20 protein-coding genes are annotated in these 19,107 nt (G+C 73.9%); 10 read left to right on the plus strand and 10 right to left on the minus strand.

The genetic code is table 11. The annotated features are described in order from the left end of the window. Positions 1-46 precede the first annotated feature (46 nt). A complete protein-coding gene (locus OIE67_RS32500) occupies positions 47-1,531 on the plus strand; it encodes a hypothetical protein (RefSeq protein ID WP_326627626.1) in 1,485 nt (494 codons plus the stop codon). A 111-nt stretch (positions 1,532-1,642) separates the two neighbouring features. Here the strand turns inward: OIE67_RS32500 and OIE67_RS32505 are convergent, their stop codons facing one another. The 6 genes from OIE67_RS32505 to egtA all read right to left on the minus strand — a co-directional run bounded on the left by OIE67_RS32505 (position 1,643) and on the right by egtA (position 8,607). Then, positions 1,643-2,860: a sialidase family protein gene (locus OIE67_RS32505; RefSeq protein ID WP_326627628.1), complete on the minus strand. Its 1,218-nt coding sequence runs from the start codon at positions 2,858-2,860 to the stop codon at positions 1,643-1,645. 158 nt (positions 2,861-3,018) lie between these two features. After that, positions 3,019-4,332 carry an ergothioneine biosynthesis PLP-dependent enzyme EgtE gene (egtE, locus tag OIE67_RS32510; RefSeq protein WP_326627630.1) on the minus strand — a complete coding sequence of 438 codons (1,314 nt, stop codon included), beginning with the start codon at positions 4,330-4,332 and terminating at the stop codon, positions 3,019-3,021. Then, positions 4,329-5,309 carry an L-histidine N(alpha)-methyltransferase gene (gene egtD, locus OIE67_RS32515; protein WP_326627632.1) on the minus strand — a complete coding sequence of 327 codons (981 nt, stop codon included), beginning with the start codon at positions 5,307-5,309 and terminating at the stop codon, positions 4,329-4,331. Before egtD ends, egtE begins: the two co-directional genes overlap by 4 nt. Positions 5,310-5,328: 19 nt before the next feature. Then, positions 5,329-6,036, minus strand: a complete 708-nt coding sequence (egtC, locus tag OIE67_RS32520; RefSeq protein ID WP_326627634.1) for an ergothioneine biosynthesis protein EgtC — start codon at positions 6,034-6,036, stop codon at positions 5,329-5,331. Between the two features lies 1 nt (position 6,037). Further along, positions 6,038-7,330 carry an ergothioneine biosynthesis protein EgtB gene (egtB, locus tag OIE67_RS32525; RefSeq protein ID WP_326627636.1) on the minus strand — a complete coding sequence of 431 codons (1,293 nt, stop codon included), beginning with the start codon at positions 7,328-7,330 and terminating at the stop codon, positions 6,038-6,040. Then, on the minus strand, positions 7,327-8,607 hold the full coding sequence (gene egtA / locus OIE67_RS32530; RefSeq protein ID WP_326627637.1) for an ergothioneine biosynthesis glutamate--cysteine ligase EgtA: 1,281 nt from the start codon (positions 8,605-8,607) through the stop codon (positions 7,327-7,329). The genes egtB and egtA overlap by 4 nt, the downstream gene beginning before the upstream one ends. A gap of 109 nt (positions 8,608-8,716) precedes the next feature. Here egtA and OIE67_RS32535 point away from each other — a divergent pair, with 109 nt between their 5' ends. After that, positions 8,717-8,950 carry an anti-sigma factor family protein gene (locus OIE67_RS32535; protein ID WP_326627639.1) on the plus strand — a complete coding sequence of 78 codons (234 nt, stop codon included), beginning with the start codon at positions 8,717-8,719 and terminating at the stop codon, positions 8,948-8,950. 64 nt (positions 8,951-9,014) lie between these two features. Here OIE67_RS32535 and OIE67_RS32540 read toward each other — a convergent pair whose 3' ends face one another. Both OIE67_RS32540 and OIE67_RS32545 read right to left on the minus strand, forming a co-directional pair. Continuing rightward, a complete protein-coding gene (locus OIE67_RS32540) occupies positions 9,015-9,254 on the minus strand; it encodes an anti-sigma factor family protein (protein WP_326627641.1) in 240 nt (79 codons plus the stop codon). Between the two features lie 86 nt (positions 9,255-9,340). Next, positions 9,341-9,979, minus strand: a complete 639-nt coding sequence (locus OIE67_RS32545; RefSeq protein WP_326627643.1) for an RNA polymerase sigma factor — start codon at positions 9,977-9,979, stop codon at positions 9,341-9,343. A gap of 220 nt (positions 9,980-10,199) precedes the next feature. On the opposite strand from OIE67_RS32545, the gene OIE67_RS32550 reads away from it, so the two are divergent. After that, entirely contained in the window at positions 10,200-10,775 is a 576-nt protein-coding gene (locus OIE67_RS32550) for an NUDIX domain-containing protein (RefSeq protein ID WP_106245819.1), read from the plus strand. A gap of 10 nt (positions 10,776-10,785) precedes the next feature. On the opposite strand, the gene OIE67_RS32555 is transcribed toward OIE67_RS32550, so the two are convergent. Continuing rightward, the gene (locus OIE67_RS32555; protein WP_326627646.1) at positions 10,786-11,835 is read right to left on the minus strand and encodes a TerC/Alx family metal homeostasis membrane protein; all 1,050 of its coding nucleotides are present in this window, start codon (positions 11,833-11,835) and stop codon (positions 10,786-10,788) included. 298 nt (positions 11,836-12,133) lie between these two features. Between OIE67_RS32555 and OIE67_RS32560 the strand changes: the two genes are divergently transcribed. Further along, positions 12,134-12,838 carry a TetR/AcrR family transcriptional regulator gene (locus tag OIE67_RS32560; RefSeq protein ID WP_326627648.1) on the plus strand — a complete coding sequence of 235 codons (705 nt, stop codon included), beginning with the start codon at positions 12,134-12,136 and terminating at the stop codon, positions 12,836-12,838. Then, the gene (locus tag OIE67_RS32565) at positions 12,835-13,032 is read left to right on the plus strand and encodes a ferredoxin (RefSeq protein WP_326627650.1); all 198 of its coding nucleotides are present in this window, start codon (positions 12,835-12,837) and stop codon (positions 13,030-13,032) included. Before OIE67_RS32560 ends, OIE67_RS32565 begins: the two co-directional genes overlap by 4 nt. A 32-nt stretch (positions 13,033-13,064) precedes the next feature. Here the strand turns inward: OIE67_RS32565 and OIE67_RS32570 are convergent, their stop codons facing one another. Then, positions 13,065-14,084 carry a LacI family DNA-binding transcriptional regulator gene (locus OIE67_RS32570; protein WP_326627652.1) on the minus strand — a complete coding sequence of 340 codons (1,020 nt, stop codon included), beginning with the start codon at positions 14,082-14,084 and terminating at the stop codon, positions 13,065-13,067. Between the two features lie 153 nt (positions 14,085-14,237). Between OIE67_RS32570 and OIE67_RS32575 the strand changes: the two genes are divergently transcribed. From OIE67_RS32575 to OIE67_RS32595, 5 genes are all read left to right on the plus strand, one after another. Then, the gene (locus OIE67_RS32575; protein WP_326627654.1) at positions 14,238-14,906 is read left to right on the plus strand and encodes a hypothetical protein; all 669 of its coding nucleotides are present in this window, start codon (positions 14,238-14,240) and stop codon (positions 14,904-14,906) included. A 73-nt stretch (positions 14,907-14,979) separates the two neighbouring features. Continuing rightward, positions 14,980-15,150, plus strand: a complete 171-nt coding sequence (locus OIE67_RS32580) for a hypothetical protein (protein WP_181307963.1) — start codon at positions 14,980-14,982, stop codon at positions 15,148-15,150. 3 nt (positions 15,151-15,153) lie between these two features. Further along, positions 15,154-16,287, plus strand: coding sequence for a sensor histidine kinase (locus tag OIE67_RS32585; RefSeq protein WP_326627658.1), 1,134 nt, complete (start codon positions 15,154-15,156; stop codon positions 16,285-16,287). Further along, positions 16,284-16,916 carry a response regulator gene (locus OIE67_RS32590; RefSeq protein WP_326627660.1) on the plus strand — a complete coding sequence of 211 codons (633 nt, stop codon included), beginning with the start codon at positions 16,284-16,286 and terminating at the stop codon, positions 16,914-16,916. Before OIE67_RS32585 ends, OIE67_RS32590 begins: the two co-directional genes overlap by 4 nt. Before the next feature lie 139 nt (positions 16,917-17,055). After that, entirely contained in the window at positions 17,056-19,089 is a 2,034-nt protein-coding gene (locus OIE67_RS32595) for an alpha-glucuronidase (protein ID WP_326627662.1), read from the plus strand. The last annotated feature ends 18 nt before the right edge of the window (positions 19,090-19,107 follow it).

Below are 19,107 nucleotides of genomic sequence, written 5' to 3' on the forward strand. Positions count from 1 at the left end.
GCGGCCCGGTCGAGGCCGTACGAGGCCGGACGAGAGGACAGACGGCATGACAGGCAGGGACGAACGCGGCGGGGCCGCGTACCGGGACGGGGCGGCTGTCGACGTTGCGCACGCCGAGTTGCTGGCCGCGCTCGCGGGCCGGCCGCTGGTCACCGTCGACCGCTACAGCACCGCTCTGCGCACCGGCTACACCGGCCCGGCCCCCGTCGAATCGCTGCGGCCCGCCCTGGGCATCGGCTGCTATTCAGCCTGGGACCCGGCCCTGCCCGGCATGGTGGTGGCGGCCGAGGACCGGACCAGGACGCGTTCCGTCGCCGAGCGGCACGGCTGGTTGCGGCGAGTGCGGCACGACGCCGCCCGGCACCTCGTCAAGCTGGACCGCCCGCCGGTCATCGCCAGCAGGTGCGCCGGCGCCCGGCTGTCGGAGCTGGCCGGCCCCGGGGCCACGGTGGCGGCGATCGGCGAGGGTGTGCGGGCCACGATCGAGGCCAGGCACCTGCTGGACGACCTGCTGCGCGCGGCCGGAGTGCCCGCCGTGGCGCGGATCCGCTGTGTGCCGGCCGAACGGCTGCCCGGCCTGGCCGAGCTGCGCCGGGCGGTCGGCACCGAGCGGGTCGTGGTGCAGGCGGGCGGCCTGGCCGGCGGGCGCGGCACCGTGATCGTGTCGGGCGACGCCGACATGTACCGCGCGGCCCGGCTGCTGGGGCCGTACCGCGTGTCCGGGTACGTGGACGGCTGGCCGTGCGCCGTCACCGCGCTCAGCGTCCCGGACGGCGAGGGCGGCGTCAGCGTGTACGTGGACCGCCCCTCGCACAGCGCGACCGGCGTCCCCGAGCTGGGCGCCGGCCCCCTGTGCCCGGCCGGGCGGGACTGGTCGCGCCCGTGGCCGGTGCCGGCCGCCGCGCTGCTCATCGAGTGCGCCGAGCGGATCGGGATCTGGGGCTGGCGCCGGTACGGCGTCGCCGGGCTGTTCAGCGTGCACGCGCTGCTCACGCCGGGCGAACGGGTGCTGGTGTCGGCGATCAAGTGGCGGCACGACGAGAGCGCCGAGGTGTCGGCGGTCAACCAGCAGGCCGTGGGGGTGCCGCCGTTCACGCTGGCGCACCTGGTCGTCATGCTGCGCGGCCGGGTCGGCTGGCTGGCGGACCCGCAGGAGTTCAACCAGCTCAGCCTGCTGCGGGCGACCGAACGCGGCGGGCCGTTCGCGGTCCGGGTGCGGCACCGGCACGAGTCCCCGGTACGGGTGGCGGCCGGCCGCGGCCCCGGCGTCTACCGGCTCGACCGCGAGGACCGCCTGCGCTGGGCCCGTCCCGCCGCGAACCCGGCCGATGCCCACGCCGACCAGGGCGAGTTCCTGCTGGCCGACCTGCCGGGCCCGGACGTCGTCTGTCATCCGGGCGCCGACCTGGCCACCATCGAGGCGGTCACGGACGGCGCCACCCAGCCCTTCCACGGCCCCGCCAGCGCCTCCCCGTTCACCCGCCGCATAGCCGCCGCCATCGAAAACCTCTGCCACCCCTGCGACCCATGACGTCAACCGCCGACCGAGGGAGACCAGGCGCGCCTTCACAGAGGCCGGCGCGAGCCCGATGGCAGCCGCACGCGCCTTCACGGAAGTCCACCGCGCCTGCGACCCGTGACGTCAGGGCAGGCCGATGGCGCTCTCCCAGAACCAGTTCCATCGGATCTCGTCGCGGAAGCGGGCCGACCCCGCCTCGTACAGCACGCCGATCGCCCCGTTCCCGGCGAGCGTCATATCGGAGTAGCCGGCGTGGTCGGCGTCGATCCTGATGCCGGCGTTCCCTGCGGCGCCGTCGTGGTGGCGCCAGGTCGTGCCCTCGTCGAAGGAGGAGCGCACGTTCATGCCCACCGGGTTGTTGCCCGTCTTGGGGGTGGCGGGCGCCGACAGCAGGATGCGGGTGTACGGGCCGCCGTCCCAGCGCTGGCGGAGCAGGGCGGGGTGGGTCGGCGGCGCGGTGACGGCGTCGTCGGCGCGGAAGTCGCCGTCGAAGGTCTCGCCACCGTCCGAGCTCGTGGCGCGGGCCAGTCCGTGCACGGAGGTCTGGTCGGGCACCACGCCGTTGCGAGCGAAGACGAGGATGCCGCCGTCGGTCCGCTCGACCAGGGTCTGCTCGCCGAGCTTGAGCACGGACTTGTCGTACGTGGCGGTCGCGCCGATCCGCCAGCTCGCGCCGTGGTCGTCGCTGTAGACCAGCCGCACGCTCTGCCGGTCGCCCACGGCGAAGTAGACGGGCACCACCAGCCGGCCCTGGTGCTCGCCCCGCGTGAGCTGGATGCCGTGCCCCGGCCCGGTGGCGAACCAGTCGCCGGGGCCGGCGGGGGCCTTGATGTCGCCGGACAGGTCGCGCGGCGCCGACCACGTACGTCCGTCGTCCCGGCTGACCTGCACCTTCGGGGTGCGTGGCGTGTGCTGTGCGGCGGTCGGCTCTGAGGTGGTGAACAGGAACACCGGCCCGGACGAGTCGGCCACCACGGTCGCGTTCCCCTGGAGGGCCGCCCCCGTGGTGCCGGCCAGGACCGTCCTGCTCGCCTCCCAGGTGCGGCCGTGATCGGTGGAGCGCCGCATGACGACGTCGAACGCGCCGTGGTCGGCGCAGTCGTTCCTGTTACGCCGTTCGGCGAAGGCGAGCAGCACGTCGTTGCTCGTCTTCACGACCGCCGGCAGCCGGTAGCAGGTGGTGACGTTCTTTCCAGTGGCCGGATCGGTGGTGACGGACTGCTTCCACAGGGTCTGCCGGTGCCACGTGTACGTGGGCGGCTGCGCGGCGGCGGGCAATGCGCCGACGGCCATGATCACGACGACGCCGGCCACGGCGCCGAGAGTGCGTAAGGAACGCATGCGTGCCTCCAACTCGGGTTTCGCGATCATGATGGCATCGGCGGCCCGGTCAGCGGGAGGTCTGGACGCGACCCCGGCCGGCAGGAGGTCAGGACACGGCCAGGTCGGTGGTAGGCCAGGACACGGCCGGGCCAGCGGGAGGCCGGCACGCGGTCGGGTCAATGGGTGGCCAGCGCGCGGGCCAGGGCTTCGAAGGTCTCCACGGGGGTGCCGGGCGGCGGGGAGACGCGCAGCACCGGCTCACGAAGGTGCAGCGGCGCTCGGGCGACCGGTACCACGCCGACCAGCAGGGACGCCTCGGTCGCTCGGGCGGCGGCGCGGGCGGCGGTGTCGTCGGGCGGAGGGCTGAGGGTGACGAGGGCGGAGGGCTCGTCCAGCGGCTCCGCCACCCGCCAGCCGCCCGCGCCGTCGAGCAGCCCGCGCGCCGTGCGGCCGAGTTCGGCCAGGTGGGCGTGGACGGCGGGCGGGCCGAGCTCGTGGTGCTCCCGCACGGCCACCCCCAGCCCGGCCCTGGCCGCGACGGCCGCCTCGGAGGTCTCGAACCGAGCCGCCCCCGGCACAGGCCTGGAAGCCTCCCCTACGGCCGGCCCGTCCCACGATTCCGGCGATTCGCCCCACGGCTCCATTGGGCTGTTCCACGACTTGCCGGACTCGGCCCACGACTCCGACGGATCGCTCCCTGACCTACCCGGCTCACCCCACGACCCAGCCGGCTCACCCCACGGCCCCGACGGGTCGTTCCAGATGTGGCCGGCGAGGGTCGGGGCCGGGGTGTCCATGGTGTCGGTGAGGCCGGGGACGATGAGGAAGCCGACGCCGCGCGGCCCGGCCAGCCACTTGCGCGACGTCCCCACGTACGCGCTCGCCCCCGCCCCCCGTACCTCCACGTGCCCCAGCGACTGGCACACGTCCAGCGCGAACGGCACCCCGGCGGCCCGGCACAGCGCCCCGGCCTCAGCAGCGGGCTGCACGACACCATGGTGAGAGCCGACGTGGGAGAGCACGACCAGGTCCAGGCCGGAGCGCAGCCGGGCGCGCAGGCCGTCCGGGTCGAGCCGGCCGGCGCCGTCCAGCGGCAGCTCGATCAGCCGCCAGCCCCGCCGCGCGGCCAGGCGGCGCAGCAGCATGAACGTGCTGCCGTACTCGGCACGGGTGCAGCCGACGCGGCTGCCGGGACCGAGCCGCCAGCCGCCCAGCAGCGCCGCCATCGCCTCGGTCCCGCTCTCCAGGAAGGCCACGTCACCGGGCTCCGCGTCCACCAGAGCGGCCAGAGAGGCCCTGGCTCCGGTCAGGTCGGGCGCCGCCCGGTAGCCGCCGAGCTCGCGTTCCCGCCGCAGCTGGCCGGTGACGGCGTCGAGTACGCGGTCGCTGGGCACGTTGCATCCGGCCGCGTCGAGATGGCCGGCGGGCGTCACGCTCCGTGCCGCCCGCCACGCCGCGCCGACGCGCCCGATCGCCGGCGAGACCGTCACGCCTCGGCCAGGACCAGGGTGAAGTCTCCAGCGGGATCGGTGTAGCGGCGGCCGATGCGGAAGCCGGCCGCGGCCAGCTCCGCGCGCAGCCCCTCGGGCCGGAACTTGGCGCTGATCTCGGTCCGCATCTCCTCCCCCTCCTCGAACGAGATCGCCAGCCCGAGCGCGTCCACCCGCACCCGCATGGCGCGGGTCGCCCGCAGCCGCATCTCGATCCACTCGTGCCGCTCGTCGAAGACCGCCACGTGCTCGAACGCCTCGGGCTCGAAGTCCGCGTCCAGCTCCCTGTTGATCACCCGGAGCACGTTCCGGTTGAACTCGGCCGTCACCCCGGCCGCGTCGTCGTAGGCGGCGACGAGCCGCCCGGTGTCCTTGACCAGGTCCGCCCCCAGCAGGAACGTGTCCCCCGGCCGCATCGTGGCCCGCAGCTCCTTGAGGAACACGGCGCGGGCGGCCGGGTCGAGGTTGCCGATGGTGCCGCCGAGAAAGGCGACCATCCGCCGCCCCTCGCGCGGCAGCAGCGCCAGGTGGCGTTCGAAGTCGGCGCACACCGCGCGCACGTCCACGCCGGGAAAGCGCCCGGCCACCCGCCGCGCCGCGGCCTCCAGGGTGACCGCGTCCACGTCCACCGGAGTGTAGCCGCGCAGCCTGCCCGCCGCCGCGAGCGCGTCCAGCAGCAGCACGGTCTTCTCGCTGGTCCCCGACCCCAGCTCGACCAGCGTGTCCGCGCCGCAGGCAGCCACGATCTCGGCCGAGCGGGCGCGCAGGATGGCCAGCTCGCGCCGGGTCGGGTAGTACTCGGGCAGCCGGGTGATCCGCGAGAACAGCTCGCTGCCCGTGGCGTCGTAGAACCACTTGGGCGGCAGCCACTTGGGCGAGGACGTCAGGCCGCTGGTGACGTCGTGTTCGAGCGCCTGGCGCAGGTAGTCGCGGTCGAGATGGTTGATCACACGCACGGTGGAGTGGCTGACGGGCACGAGGCCTCCTATAGGTAGATCACAACGGCTGGACGCGTACGTCGTCGCCGGCGACGGTCAGCAGGCTCCGCTCGGGCACGGCCCGCCAGCCGGGCAGGTCGTCGAGCGGCTCGCTGGCCACCAGCACGCCGTCGTCGAGTCGGCGAAGGAACAGGGTGTCGCCCCAGACGGTCGCGACGACGGACGCGCCGTCGCAGGCGAGCAGGTTGAGCCGGGCGGCGGGGTCCTTCTCCCCGGCCCGTACGACGACGTCGGCCAGCGCCTCACCCAGACCGGCGCCGGCGCGCCCGCGCTGGAACACGGCGGCGGCGACCCAGGCGGCGTCGCAGGTGCTCTCGGCGCCGTCGGCGAGGTCCTTGACCGCGTCACGCGCGACCCGGCCGTTGTGGCTGAGCAGCCAGGTCCCGTCGGCGAACGGCGCGGTCGCGGTCTCCTCGACCGGCATCCCCACGGTGGCCGAGCGCACGGCCGCCAGCAGGCAGGTCGAGCGGGCCACCGAGGCGAGGCCCGGCAGGTTGGCGTCGGTCCAGATGGGCACGGCACGCCGGTAACGCACGGGCTCCGGACGGGCGGGGTCGTACCAGCCCATGCCGAACCCGTCGGCGTTCACCAGACCGGCGCGCTGGCGGCGCGGCTGGTAGGACTGCCTGAGCAGCCCGTACCCGGGCTCGTCGATGAGCGAGGAGAGCGGGCGGGCGGCGCCCAGCCAGGCGGCGTGCCGGCACATGTCAGACCAGCTCCGAGCGGGCGCACCGGAAGCCGGTGAAGATCTGCCTGCGGATCGGATAGTCCCAGTTTCTGAACGTGGTCCGCACCGCCGCCGGGTCGGCCGCCCACGAGCCGCCGCGCAGCACCCGGTACTCCTCGCCGAAGAACACCTCGCTGTACTCCTTGTACGGGAAGCTGCGGAAGCCCGGATACGCCTGGAACCAGGAGGAGGTCCACTCCCACACGTCCCCGATCATCTGCTCGGCCCCGTAAGGGGAGGCTCCGCCCGGATAGGCGCCCAGCGGCGCGGGCCGGGCCGCGCGATGGCCGAGGTTGGCCAGCGAGGGGCCAGGATCGCTCTCGCCCCACGGGTAACGCCTGGCCCGGCCCGCCTCCTGGTCCCAGCCGCAGGCCTTCTCCCACTCGGGCTCGGTGGGCAGCCGCTTGCCGGCCCAGCGGGCGTAGGCGTCGGCCTCGTACCAGGACACGTGCTGGACCGGCTCGTCCATCGGGACCGGCTCCGTGCGGCCGAAGCGGTCGCGGTACCAGGAGCCGCCCTCCCTGGTCCAGAACAGCGGGGCGGTGATGCCCTTGCGCTGCCGCCACTGCCAGCCCTCCGGGGTCCAGAAGCGCTGGTCGTCGTAGCCGCCGTCCTCGATGAAGGCCGCGTACGCGGCGTTGCCGACGGGCAGCCGGTCGATCCAGTAGCCGGGCAGGTCGACCCAGGTGGCGGGGCGCTCGTTGTCGTAGGCCCACGGGAGCGTGTCGGTGCCCATGAGGAAGCGGCCGGCGGGCACGTGCACCTCGTCGGGGCCGCCGGCGCGCCCCTGCGGCAGTTCGCCCTCGCGGACGAGCCCCGGCTCCCGCGACAGTTGCAGCGTGGCGAGCATGGTCTCGTCGTGCTGGTGCTCGTGCTGGATCACCAGGCCGAACACGAAGCCGTCGCGGTGCAGCGGCGACGGGCCCTCCAGGTCGACCCGGTCGAGCACGTCGAGCACCCGGCCGCGCACCCCCTCGATGTAGCGGCGGGCCTCGGCCGGACCGAGGAACGGCAGGCTGGGGCGGTCTTTCCGCGGCGTCTTGAACGCGTCGTAGATGTCGTCGATCTCGGGGCGCAGCGGCGTGATGCCGCCCGCCTCGCGCAGCACCCACAGCTCCTCGTAGTTGCCGACGTGGGCCAGGTCCCACACGAGCGGCGACATGAGCGGGGAGTGCTGCCGGATCAGCAGGTCGTCCTCCGCCTCCGTGTAGGCGAGGGAACGGTCGCGCACCGCGATGAGCTGCGCGGCGATGCGTTCCTTGAAGTCGTTCATAGCCATCCTTCGTTCGGTCCTTCGAGCCAGGGCGTGCCCGTGGGCCCCGGCTCCATCAGGTCGGTGGCGGGTGAGCGGCCCGTCGTCACGTGCCGGTCGGCGAACGCGGCCACCTCGGCCACCAGGCCGGGGCCCGCGCCCAGGCGCGGCAGGGCTTCGAGCGCGGCGCGGAAGCACGTCTCGGCCGCCCGGCGCAGCACCGGGTCGGCCAGCCCGCACCGCGCCGCCCGCTCCCACGCCTCCGCGTCCGCCCCGCTCTCCCGCGGCTCCTGGTACGGCCGCACGGCGGCCATCGCGGCGTCGGCGGCCCGGTCGTCGGAGATGAGCGCGTGGGTCACCGCCACGCACACCGGCCAGGCCGACAGGTGCTGCGCGTCCAGGTAGCGGATCTCCAGCCAGCCCCGTGGGCGTACCGGCGGGAAGAGGGTGGTGGCGTGGTAGGCGAGGTCCTCGGCCGTGGGCGGGCGCGCGCCACCCTCCATCCCGCCGCCCGCCACCCGGCCGCGCTCCAGCCAGTCGCGGAACGTCGAGCCGTCGCGGACGGGAAGGTAGCGCTCCTCGTCCTCGCGCACCAGCATGAGCCGGGCGTCCAGCAGGTATTCCGCCCAGTCCGCGGCCGGGTCGCCGGTGGCGGGGACGAGGGCGGTCCTGCTGGGGTCGAGGTTGTTCCACACGGCCTGGCGGCCCGACATCCAGCCGCACGGCCGGCCGCCGCTCAGCGGGGAGTTGGCGAAGGCGGCCAGCAGGACGGGGCCGAGCGCGTGCGCGCGTTCCCACCGGATCGCCGGTTGCGCGCCCAGGTCCAGGTTGACCTGGATGGACGCGGTCGAGCACATCATCAGCGCCCCGTACGGCAGCCCGAGGAAGGCGGCCATCGCGTCGTAGCGGGGGCGGTTGAGCTGGCGGCGCGCGGGGCGTACCGGATCGAGGCCCACCCCGCCGAGGACCAGACCGGAGGCGCGCAGCCCGGCGCGCACGGCGGCGACGTCGCCGGCCAGGGCGGCCAGCGCGGCGGGCAGCGGGCCCGCGGGCCCCGACAGTTCGAGCTGGCCGCCCGGCTCGAACGTCACCCGGCTCCCGCCCGGCAGCCGCGCGGGCAGGGCCCCCTCGACCTGCGCCAGCGCCACGTGCCTGGCGGGCTCGGCACGGTCGAAGACCAGGAACTCCAGCTCCACGCCCACCCGGTCGGAAGTGGCGGGCTGGAAGCAGCGGCGCGCGAAGTCCGCCACCTCCGAGGCGTCGCGCAGCGGCGTGCTCTCGGCCGTGACCCCGATCATCGTCTTCCCTTCGCCGGCGACGCAGGTCACGACTACAGATCCGCGAGGCGCGCGATCGTTACAGACGACTTTTCGTGTAACGGATGCGGCCCGGCGGGCACTAGGCCACATGGAGCAGGGACCACCGGAGTGCGACGAGGTGCTGGCGTCACTCACCGACTATCTCGACGACGCGCTCACCCCCGGCCGGCACGAGGGCGTGGCGGCGCATCTGGGCGCGTGCCCGGGGTGCGCGGCCTGGCTGGCGCAGCTCCGCGCGACGATCGCGGCCCTGGGCTGCCTGCGTGACGGCGTCGTCCCGCCGCCGGTGCTGACCGCGCTGCGCGAAAGCTTCAGCCGGTAGGAGCTCCAAGGGCAGGCGCGGACGGAGGCGTGGCGGGCCCGGTCGGCGGGGGCCGCCGCTTCGTTCAGCCGCCGTGCCGCTCGCGGAAGGCGGACATCAGCCGGTCGCGGACGCCGGCGGGCAGCTTCTCCGGGGGCTGGTCACCCAAGACCCTGATCGTGGCGCGGAACTGCTCGAAATAGCGCTCGCAGTGCTCGCAGCAGGAGAGATGCGCCCGTACGCCGTCGTGTGACGGCCGGTCGAGGGCGTCTTCAAGGTAGGCGGTGAGGAGTTCCACCAGTTCGTCGCAGGTGAACCGCTTCACGACGTTGACCGCCCTTGTCTCTGGGATGAACCGTTTCACTTATTGTCGCCGCTGAACGGACCGGATGGGGCCGTCAGCGGTTTCCGTTACTGTTCGGCCTGCTTGACGGAGCCGTAGTAGTCCGCCAGCCAGCCGCGCACCGCCGTACGGGCGCGGTGGAGCAGCACCCGCTGGTTGGCCGCGGAGATCTCCAGGATCTCGCACACCTCGTCGGAGGAGTAACCCTCGACGTCACGCATGGTGATCACGACCCGCTGCCGTGGCGGCAGCCGCCCCAGGGCCTCGGCGGTCAGCGCGCGCACCTCCGCGGCCAGCGCCGCACCCTCGGGCGACGGCCAGGCCGCCCCTGGCTCGCCCCAGCGGCCGCCGTCGGGGAACGACACACCGTCGGGGAAAGGGGCGCCGTCGGCCTCGAAGGCACTCCACGGCAGGGTGCGGCTCTCGCGCATGCCGCGCTTCTTCGCCGTGTTGACCAGGATGCGGTAGACCCACGTCTTGATCGAGGAACGGCCCTCGAAGCCGTCGATCCCGTCGATCACCGCCAGCCACGTGTCCTGGAGGACCTCCTCGGCGGACGGGTCGGTGGACACGTAGGATCTGGCGACCCTCAGCATGCCCCTGGACCAGGTGTCGAGCAACGCCGCGAACATCGTCTCGTCGCCCGCGCGCAGTGCCGTGACGACGACGTCGTCCGGTGGCAGCCTCCCGCCCGCGAAAGCCCCCACGATCGCTCCCCCTCCGGTCGGACGCTGGGACAACTTCTCACCTCAGAACCAAACCGGGAGTCCGGTGTCTTCCACGGTGGAAGGACTCGCTCAGGCTAGACTCCACCACTGACGTTTCCCCGATGGACGGGGCATAGCCATCTCCGGTGCGTATTGTCGTGAAATCGGGCAAAACGGTATACGGAGGAGTAAGCCTCGGCGCACGGGTGAGGAGCATCACATGCGGCGGCGGTCGGAGAGACTGCTCTACGCGGCGAACGGGGTCGATCTCCGGGTCGCCGACGTCGAGCTGACCGGCGGTGAGCGCGTGGAGCGGCCCTTCATCCGCACGCCACGGGCCGCCGGAGCGGTCGTCTTCCACGGCGGGCGGGTGCTGCTGCTGTGGCGCCACCGGCCCATCACCGGCACGTGGGGCTGGGAGATCCCGCTCGGCGAGATCGGGCCGGAGGAGGAGCCCGAGCAGGCGGCGGCGCGGCACGTCGAGGAGCAGACGGGCCTGCGGCCTGGGCCGCTGCTGCCGCTGATGCGGATCCGCCCGGCCGGCGACGTCGCCGACTGCGAGCACATCGTCTTCGCCGCCCACCAGCCCGAGCCCGCCCCGGCCCCGGTGACCGCGCCGGAGGCCCGCGACGACGCGAGCCAGGACGACGGCGACGAGGGCCGGGAGCGGGCCGAGTGGGTGCCGATGCTGCGGGTCCAGGCGCTGATCGAGGAGCAGGCGATCACCTCGGCGACCACGTCGGCCGCCCTCCTGCACTTCCTGGCCGACCTCCTCCAGGCCCGCCCGGCCCACTAGCCGGTGTCGATCACCGTTCGCCCGCCGGTTCCTGCACCGGCTCCGCGCTCCCGGCCCGCTCTGGAGCGGCTCGCAGCCGGTCGCGGCGGTTGGCGAGCAGGCTCGTGGCCGTCACGACGGCCAGGACGGAGACGATCACCCCGAGCGAGGCCAGGGTCGGGATCTCCGGCACCTGGGCCCACACGCCGTGCGCCCAGTGCAGGAGCAGCTTGACCCCGATGAAGGCCAGGATGACGCTGAGCCCGTGGTTCAGGTGGCGCAGCTTGGTCAGCACGCCCTTGAGCACGAAGTACAGCGCACGCAGCCCCAGCAGCGCGAACGCGTTGGTGGCGAACACCAGGAACGGGTCCTCCGTGACGCCGTACACGGCCGGCACCGAGTCCACCGCGAAGACGATGTCCGTGGCCAGGATCGCCACCGCCGCCAGCGCCAGCGGGGTCAGCGCCAGCCGGCCCTGCTCGCGTACGGCGAGCCGGGAGCCGCGGTAGTCCTCGGTGACCGCGACGAAGCGCCGTACCAGCCGGACCGTGCGCATGGAGGAGATGTCCACCTCCTGCTCGTGCCCGGTCATGACGTCCTTGAGGATCTTTCCGGCGGTGAGGATGAGGATCGCGCCGAACAGCAGGAACGCCCACGTGCCGCTCTGCAGCGCGGCGGCGCCCAGCGCGATGAAGACGGCGCGCAGGACCAGCGCCCCGACGATGCCGTACAGCAGCACCCGCCTGGCCAGCGCCTGCGGCACCGCGAAGGCGGCCAGCAGCAGCATGAACACGAACAGGTTGTCCACCGACAGCGACTTCTCCACCACGAACCCGGTGAAGAACTCGGCCGCCACGCCGCCCCCGTGGTCGGCCCACAGGTAGACGCCGAAGAGCACGGGCAGCAGCAGGTAGAAGACCGACCAGCCGACCGCCTCGCGCATCCGTTCCTCGCGCGGGCGGCGGGTGAGGATCAGGTCCAGCGACAGCAGCAGCACCAGGGCCGCGACCGTGATGGTCCAGAGAGCGGGTGAGGCGATGGTGGGCAGCGCGACGGCATGCGAAATCGTCCCCGCGGACATGGGAAACCTCCCTCGAACGCACTTCTCGTTCGAGGTCTCCTTCACCCTTGCGGGCGGCCGCCCGGGGACGCCCGGGACGTCCGTACTGACCGGGTCGGCACTTGGGAAGTACTCCCCTCGCCGCGTTCAGAGTAGATGAGATTCGGACATCGCGACACCCCGGCCGTCCCGGGCGGCGGCGATCACGCGTAATCCGGTGCTGCCGGCCGGCCCGCATGAGCCGGGTGTCGCGCGGTTTCGCCCGCGCGGGCGGCCGGGCGGCTTGACGGGCCAATTGAACGACTTTTTCAATTCCTTCATGGGACGCATCGCTGGGGTCACCGCCGCCGAGACGCGCGAGCGGTTGCTGCGCGCCGCCGCCGACGCCTTCGCCGAGCACGGCTACGACGGCACCCGCGTGGCGGACATCGCGGCGGCGGCCGGGGTGAGCAACGGCGCCCTCTACGCGCACTTCGGGTCCAAGGCCGAGCTGCTCGTGGCCGCGTTGCGGGCCCACGCGCGGCGCAGGCTGGAGAGCCTGTTCGCCGGCGACCCCGACCGGTCGGCCACGGACCTGCTCCTGGAGCTCGGCCGCGCCCTGCCCCGCGACCGCGACCCCGACGGCTACCTCATCGTGGAGGCGCTGGTCGCGGCGCGCAGGGACGAGAGCGTGGCCGGCCCCATGCGCGACTACATGAGCGAGCGGGCGGAGTGGATCTCCGACCTGCTGCGCACCGGGCAGGGCGACCGGGAGATCGACCCCGGGCTGTCGCCCGACGCCCTGGCCCACTTCTGCCTGCTGCTCGCGATGGGCAGCGCGGTCGTCACGCCGACGCTGCACCACGTGGACGACGCCGAGTGGACCGCGCTGCTGACCCGGATCATCGCCGGCCTGGCCCCGCTGGACCGGACCGCCGGGAACGGGCCCGCGTGCGGGTGCCCGGATGAGACGGTGGGCGAGCCCGTGAACACGTACCTGGACGAGCCGTCGGAGCGGCTCGCCGACCCGACGGAGATCGCGTGAAACTGCACATCGACCCCGAACGTTGCCAGGGCCACGGCCGCTGCTACGACCTGGCCCCCGAGCTGTTCGGCGAGGACGACGAGGGCTACGGGCGGGTGCTCGGCGACGGCCTTGTGGCCCCTGACCAGGAGCGGGACGCGCGCCTGGCGGTGGTCAACTGCCCCGAGCAGGCCATCGAAGCCGACCCGGCCTGACCCCGCCGCACAACTCAGCGCCCGGCGCGGGCTCAGTGCCCGGCGCGCGACGGCGCGGCCGTCGAGGTGCGGACGATCAGGTCGGGCTGGAAGACGACCAGCCGGTGCTCGTGACCGGCCGGCTCGTTGGCCTCTTCGAGCAGCAGCTGCGCCGCTGTGTGGCCGAGCTGCTCGCGCGGCTGGCGGATCGACGACAGCGGCACGGCCGCCGCGGCGGCGAAGTCGATGTCGTCGTAGCCGATGATGGCCAGATCCTCGGGAACCCGCAGGCCCCGCTGCGTCATCTCCTGCAGCACCCCGATCGCGACCAGGTCGTTGGCGCAGAAGACCGCGGTGGGCCGTTCGGCGGCGGGCAGGCCGGCGATCTCCTGGCCGGCCGTCCTGCCGGTGGCGACGGTGAGGTCGGGCAGGGGGATCACGGTGAGCGCGTCGCCGGGGCCGAGCACGCTCGCCAGGCCGTCGCGACGCTCGCGCACCTGGCGGACGGTGAACGGGCCGCCCGCGTAGGCGATGCGGTGGTGCCCCTGCTCGCGTAAGTGCCGGCCGGCCAGCCGCCCGCCGAGCACGTCGTCCACCGCGACGGCGCAGCCCTGGCTGTAGCGGGCCGAGCTGTCGAAGCGCACCACCGGGATGCCGCGGGCGACGAGCCGGCGCAGCCGTTCCTCCTCGCCGCGGTCGTTGACCGGGGTGATCAGCACGCCGAGCGGCCGCTGCTCCTCGAACGTCGCCAGCAGCCCCGCCTCACGGGCGGCGTCCTTGCTGCTGGTGAAGACCATCACGGTGACGTCGGCGCCCTGGGCCACGCCCTCGACGCCGCGCAGCACGTCGATGACGAACGGGTTGGCCAGGTCGAGCGCCACCAGCCCGATGGTGCGGCTGCGCCCCTCGCGCAGTTGCCTGGCGGAGCCGTTGCGCACGTAGCCGAGCCGCTCGATCGCCTCCCGCACCCTGCGCAGGGTGTCGGGCGCCACCAGCTCCGGGCGATTGAGCGCGTTGCTCACGGTGCCGACGGAGACCCCGGCGAGCCGGGCGACCTCTTTGATGCTCGACATCGTCCCTCGCCGCGAGCCTTGTGCGTCGCTGCGATCATAGCGCAGCCGTTGCCGACCGTCATGGAACGGTACACGAACGGCCGGCCGCCGCCCGCGCCTCGCGACGCGGCTACAGTGATCTTCTTCGGTTCCGCTTGACCGCCGTGCGCATCCATGCCTAGATCAAGTGCATCCGTCCCGCCCCACCCCCCGGAGGACCCGCCGCATGGCCTCGGCTGGAACGCGTACGCCGTGCTGACCCCGCCCACCGATCCGGCCGTGTCGCGCAGGCGGCGCCGCGGGCTGGTGCTGCGGGTCTCCACGGTGCTGGCGGGCGTCCTGCAGCTGGCCCTGGCCGGTTTCCTGATCACGCTGCCGGGCGGCTCCACCACGCTCGATCCCTTGCCCGGCTCCGAGCACGACCGCCGGCCCGAGGCCGTCCGCGTGCCGATGGCCGCCGCCACCCCGCGGCCGACGGCCTCCGGCGTGCGTCCCTCCGCGCCCACTCCGCGCCCGACCACGTCCTCGTACGGGGTGACGTCCCGTCCGACCCCGGCCGGCTCGCCGAAGACCGCCCCCACCACGACGGCCGATCCGGAGGCCACCGTCTCCCCTGCCGGCCCGGCCGCCACCAACGCTCCCGGCGCCTCCGCGCCGCCCGCCACGCGCCGGCCGGGGCCCGCCCGCAAGCGCGGCTACGTGCCGCCGGCCCCGGCGCTCAGCCCGGCGCCGCGGATCGTCTCCACCTTGGCGCCCCTGGTCAGGCAGCCGAGGCCGCGCGCCACCCGGACACCGTCCCCCGGCAGCGTCCCCGGGAGCGCCTCCGATCAGACCTGGTACTAGCCCCTCGGCTCCACCCCCGGCTCCACCCTTCGTAGGTGCCGCTCCACCCCCCGCCGTTCCTACCGTTCGAGGCATGGACAAACGGTTCGAACTACTGAAGTGGCTGCTGGACGCCACGGGGGGAAAAGTGAACGGAAAGTTCTTGATCACGCTCGTCGTCGTGGGCCTGGTGGTGCTGGCCGGGTTCGTCGCGTTCCGCCTTATCGTGGTGGAGATGATTCTCAGCCTGAGGGACTCCCACTAGGTCATGCGCGAGGTGTGGGCGCGGGTCGCGCGGCTGCTGGCCGCGGACGACCCCGAGACGGGGCGGCTGGCCAGGGTCCTGATCAGCTTCGCGCTGGCGTGGTCGCTGGTGGTGGCCGCGCCGGTCCGCGCTCCCGTGCTGGTGTGGTCGGCGCTGGGCGTGGCGATGGCCTGCTGGCTGGCGTTCGTGCTGCTCGACGGGCGCCGGCCCCGGGCGGCCGTGGGGCTGCTCGCGGCCGGGTCCGCGGTGGCCTCGGCGGTGACCGGGTCGGAGTCGGCGGCGCCCACGGTGTTCACGTTCGCCATGCTGCTGCTGTTCGTGGCGCACCTGACGCCGCCCGTCACGGCCGTCGTCGCGGTCGCCGCCGTCGATCTCGTGCTGATGACGGGGAACATGATCTGGTTCGGCCAGTCGGCGCGGTCGATCGTGACGCAGGGGGCGGTGATGGTCTGCACGGTGCTGTTCGCGGCGCAGCGGCGGCAGTACCGGCGCGCGCTGCAGGACCGGGCCAGGGCGCTGGCGCTGGACGAGCGCGCCCGCATCGCCAGGGAGTTGCACGACGTGCTCGCCCACTCGCTCGGCGCGCTGGGGGTGCAGCTCGACGTGGCCGAGGCGCTGCTGACGGAGCGGGGTGACGTGGCGGGGGCGGTGGCCAGGATCAGGCGGTCGCGGGGGCTCGCCCGTGACGGGCTGGTCGAGGCGCGGGCGGCGGTCGCGGCGCTGCGCGAGGACGTGCCGCCGCTGCCCGACGCGCTCAGGCTGCTGGTGACCGAGCATCGCCGGGACCACGACGTACGGGCCGAGCTGCGGGCGACGGGCACGCGCCGCCCGATCACGCCGGCGGCGGAGGTCTGCCTGCTGCGCACGGCGCGCGAGGCGCTCACCAACACCGCCAAGCACGCGCCCGGCCGCCCGGTCACGCTCGACCTGTCGTACGGCGACCAGTCCGTCCGCCTGACGATCCGCAACCCCCTCCCGCCCGACCTCCCGAGCACCCCCGCGGCACAGAGGGAAATGCCCGTCACGTCCGGGTACGGACTGTCCGGCATGCGGGAGCGGGTCGCGCTGGCGGGCGGGACACTGGGCGCGGGCCCGGTCGGCGGGTTCTGGGAGGTACGGGCGGAGGTGCCGGAGTGAGGGTCCTGGTCGTCGATGACCAGCAGGCGATGCGCGAGGGTCTGGTGGCCCTGCTCGGGCTGGTCGACGGCGTGGAGGTGGTCGGCGACGCGGCGCAGGGCGAGCGGGCGCTGGCCCTGGTGGCGGAGCTGGCGCCGGACGTGGTGCTGATGGACCTGCGCATGCCGGTCATGGACGGCGTGGAGGCGACCAGGCGGATCGTGCGCGACCATCCGGCGGTGGCGGTGGTGGTGCTGACCACGTACGACGACGACCGGTCCGTGGACTCCGCCCTGCTGGCGGGGGCGCGCGGCTACCTGACCAAGGACGCGGGGCGGGCGGAGATCGCGGCCGCGCTGCGGTCCGCCGCCGCCGGGCAGTCCACCTTCTCCGCCGCCGCGGCCAGGAGGCTGGTGGAGGCGCTGTCGCGGGGCGTGCCCGAGCCGGTGACGGAGTGCCCGGACGGGCTGACGGCGCGGGAGGTGGAGGTGCTGCGGCTGATCGCCCGCGGGCTGAGCAACGCCGAGATCGGCGCCCGTCTGTTCATCGCCGGGACGACCGTCAAGACGCACATCAACAACGCCTTCGCCAAGATCGGCGTCCGCAACCGCACCGAGGCCGCGAACTACGCCCGCGACCGCCTCACCTGACACCCCACGACGCCCGATCCCGGTCACACCGGCGTCGGACGGGTCGTGCCGGTGGATCTTGCCGCGCGGTCGCCCGGGGGCGGCGTGATGGGCACCGGTAGATTCGTTTGTCCGGAGATGCCCGACCTGAGGAGCCCCCGTGACCATCCCCCATCTGATCGGCGTCCATCCGGCGTGGCTGCCGCCCGAGGCGTTCTCGGCGATCGGCTCGCGCCGCACGCTCGTGCAGGCCGACGAGTCGGCGCCGGCCAGGACCGTGCGGGCCGAGGTGGCCGACGCCTGCGCCCGCCACGGCGGCGCGCTCGCGGGGCCGGGAGAGGCGGCCGACCTGGTGCTCGCGCTCACCTCGGCCGGCCCGTTGCCGCCCGCCGCGCGGGCGGTCGCCGGGCCGGAGATCGGCGCCGAGGGTTTCCTGCTGGGCCGCCAGGACGGCGTCACGGTGGTGCTGGCCGACGACCCGGCGGGCCTGCTGTACGGGTTCTTCGAGGTGGTCAGGCAGGGTGCGGCCGCGTTCGGAGCGTCACGGCCGGCCGAGGTGCACCGGCCGGCGCTGCGCCGGCGCATGCTGGACCACTGGGACAACATCGACGTGCATCCGGTGATGGGCCAGGTCGAGCGCGGTTACTCGGGCGGCTCGATCTTCTGGCGGGACGGCGTCCAGCACGAGGACCTGTCCCGGGTGCGCGCCTACGCGCGGCTCCTGGCCGCGACCGGGATCAACGCGGTCGGGATCAACAACGTCAACGTGCACGCCACCGAGGCCCGCCTGCTCACCGACCGGCTCGGCGAGGTGGCCGCCATCGCGGCGGAGTTCCGTCCGTACGGCATCCGCGTCCACCTGTCGGTCAACTTCGCCTCCCCCGTCGCGCTCGGCGGGCTGGACACCGCCGACCCGCTGGACGAGCGGGTGCGCGAGTGGTGGGCGCGCACGACCGAGCGCGTCTACGCGGTCATCCCCGACTTCGGCGGCTACGTGGTCAAGGCCGACTCGGAGGGGCAGCCGGGGCCGTTCGCGTACGGGCGCAGCCACGCCGACGGCGCCAACGTGCTCGCCGACGCCCTCGCCCCGCACGGCGGCGTCGTGCACTGGCGCGCCTTCGTCTACAACCACCGCCAGGACTGGCGCGACCGCTCGACCGACCGCGCCCGCGCCGCCCACGACCACTTCGCGCCGCTCGACGGGCAGTTCAGGGACAACGCGATCCTCCAGGTCAAGCACGGCCCGCTGGACTTCCAGACGCGCGAGCCGGTCTCGCCGGTGATCGGCGCCATGCCGAACACGCGGCTGGCGGTGGAGCTGCAGGTGACGCAGGAGTACACCGGCCAGCAGCGGCACGTGTGCTACCTGGCCCCGATGTGGAGCGAGGTGCTCGGGTTCCGCTTCCGGGGTCCTGACGGGCGTGCGGTGGCGGACGTGAGCACGAGCGGCGGCCTGGTCGCGGTCTCCAACGTCGGCGACGACCCCTACTGGACCGGCCACCCCCTGGCCCAGGCCAACCTGTACGCCTTCGGCCGCCTGGCCTGGCAGCCGGACCTCGACCCGGCCGCCGTCCTGGACGAGTGGATCGGCCTGACGTTCCCGGTCGGCCAGGACGGCGACGCGGAGCGGCTGCGCGGCACGCTGCACGAGCTGATGGACGGCTCGTGGCGGACGTACGAGCGCTACACGGCCCCGCTCGGCGTCTGCTTCATGGTCCGCCCCGGCCACCACTACGGCCCGGACGTGGACGGGTACGAGTACACGCAGTGGGGCACGTACCACTTCGCCGACCGCGACGGCATCGGCGTGGACCGCACCAGGGCCACGGGCACCGGCTACACCGGCCAGTACCCGGCGCCGTGGTCGGAGGTGTACGAGTCCCTGGCCGAGTGCCCCGACGAGCTGCTGCTCTTCTTCCACCACGTGCCGTACGGGCACGTGCTGCACAGCGGCACCACGGTCGTGCAGCACATCTACGACACCCATTTCGCGGGCGCCGAGGAGGCGGCGGCGATGCGGGCGCGCTGGGCGGAGCTGGACGGGACGAAGACGGTCGACGCGGCCCTGCACGCGCGGGTGAGCGAGCTGCTCGACGAGCAGGTCCGCTCGGCGGAGGAGTGGCGCGACCAGGTCAACACCTATTTCCTGCGGAAGTCGGGCGTCCCCGACGCGCACGGCCGCCGCATCCACTGACCGGTCGGCGGCCACGGC

It is taken from the genome of Nonomuraea fuscirosea (assembly GCF_035917475.1).
Classification (GTDB): Bacteria; Actinomycetota; Actinomycetes; order Streptosporangiales; family Streptosporangiaceae; genus Nonomuraea; species Nonomuraea fuscirosea.

What these genes read in the sequence shown, in the direction of transcription:
- OIE67_RS32500 (WP_326627626.1), top strand. Translation starts at nt 47, where the DNA reads ATGACAGGCAGGGACGAACGCGGCGGGGCCGCGTACCGGGACGGGGCG.
- OIE67_RS32505 (WP_326627628.1), bottom strand. Translation starts at nt 2,860, where the DNA reads ATGCGTTCCTTACGCACTCTCGGCGCCGTGGCCGGCGTCGTCGTGATC.
- egtC (WP_326627634.1), bottom strand. Translation starts at nt 6,036, where the DNA reads ATGTGCCGGCACGCCGCCTGGCTGGGCGCCGCCCGCCCGCTCTCCTCG.
- egtB (WP_326627636.1), bottom strand. Translation starts at nt 7,330, where the DNA reads ATGAACGACTTCAAGGAACGCATCGCCGCGCAGCTCATCGCGGTGCGC.
- egtA (WP_326627637.1), bottom strand. Translation starts at nt 8,607, where the DNA reads ATGATCGGGGTCACGGCCGAGAGCACGCCGCTGCGCGACGCCTCGGAG.
- OIE67_RS32535 (WP_326627639.1), top strand. Translation starts at nt 8,717, where the DNA reads ATGGAGCAGGGACCACCGGAGTGCGACGAGGTGCTGGCGTCACTCACC.
- OIE67_RS32550 (WP_106245819.1), top strand. Translation starts at nt 10,200, where the DNA reads ATGCGGCGGCGGTCGGAGAGACTGCTCTACGCGGCGAACGGGGTCGAT.
- OIE67_RS32555 (WP_326627646.1), bottom strand. Translation starts at nt 11,835, where the DNA reads ATGTCCGCGGGGACGATTTCGCATGCCGTCGCGCTGCCCACCATCGCC.
- OIE67_RS32560 (WP_326627648.1), top strand. Translation starts at nt 12,134, where the DNA reads ATGGGACGCATCGCTGGGGTCACCGCCGCCGAGACGCGCGAGCGGTTG.
- OIE67_RS32570 (WP_326627652.1), bottom strand. Translation starts at nt 14,084, where the DNA reads ATGTCGAGCATCAAAGAGGTCGCCCGGCTCGCCGGGGTCTCCGTCGGC.
- OIE67_RS32575 (WP_326627654.1), top strand. Translation starts at nt 14,238, where the DNA reads ATGCCTAGATCAAGTGCATCCGTCCCGCCCCACCCCCCGGAGGACCCG.
- OIE67_RS32580 (WP_181307963.1), top strand. Translation starts at nt 14,980, where the DNA reads ATGGACAAACGGTTCGAACTACTGAAGTGGCTGCTGGACGCCACGGGG.
- OIE67_RS32585 (WP_326627658.1), top strand. Translation starts at nt 15,154, where the DNA reads ATGCGCGAGGTGTGGGCGCGGGTCGCGCGGCTGCTGGCCGCGGACGAC.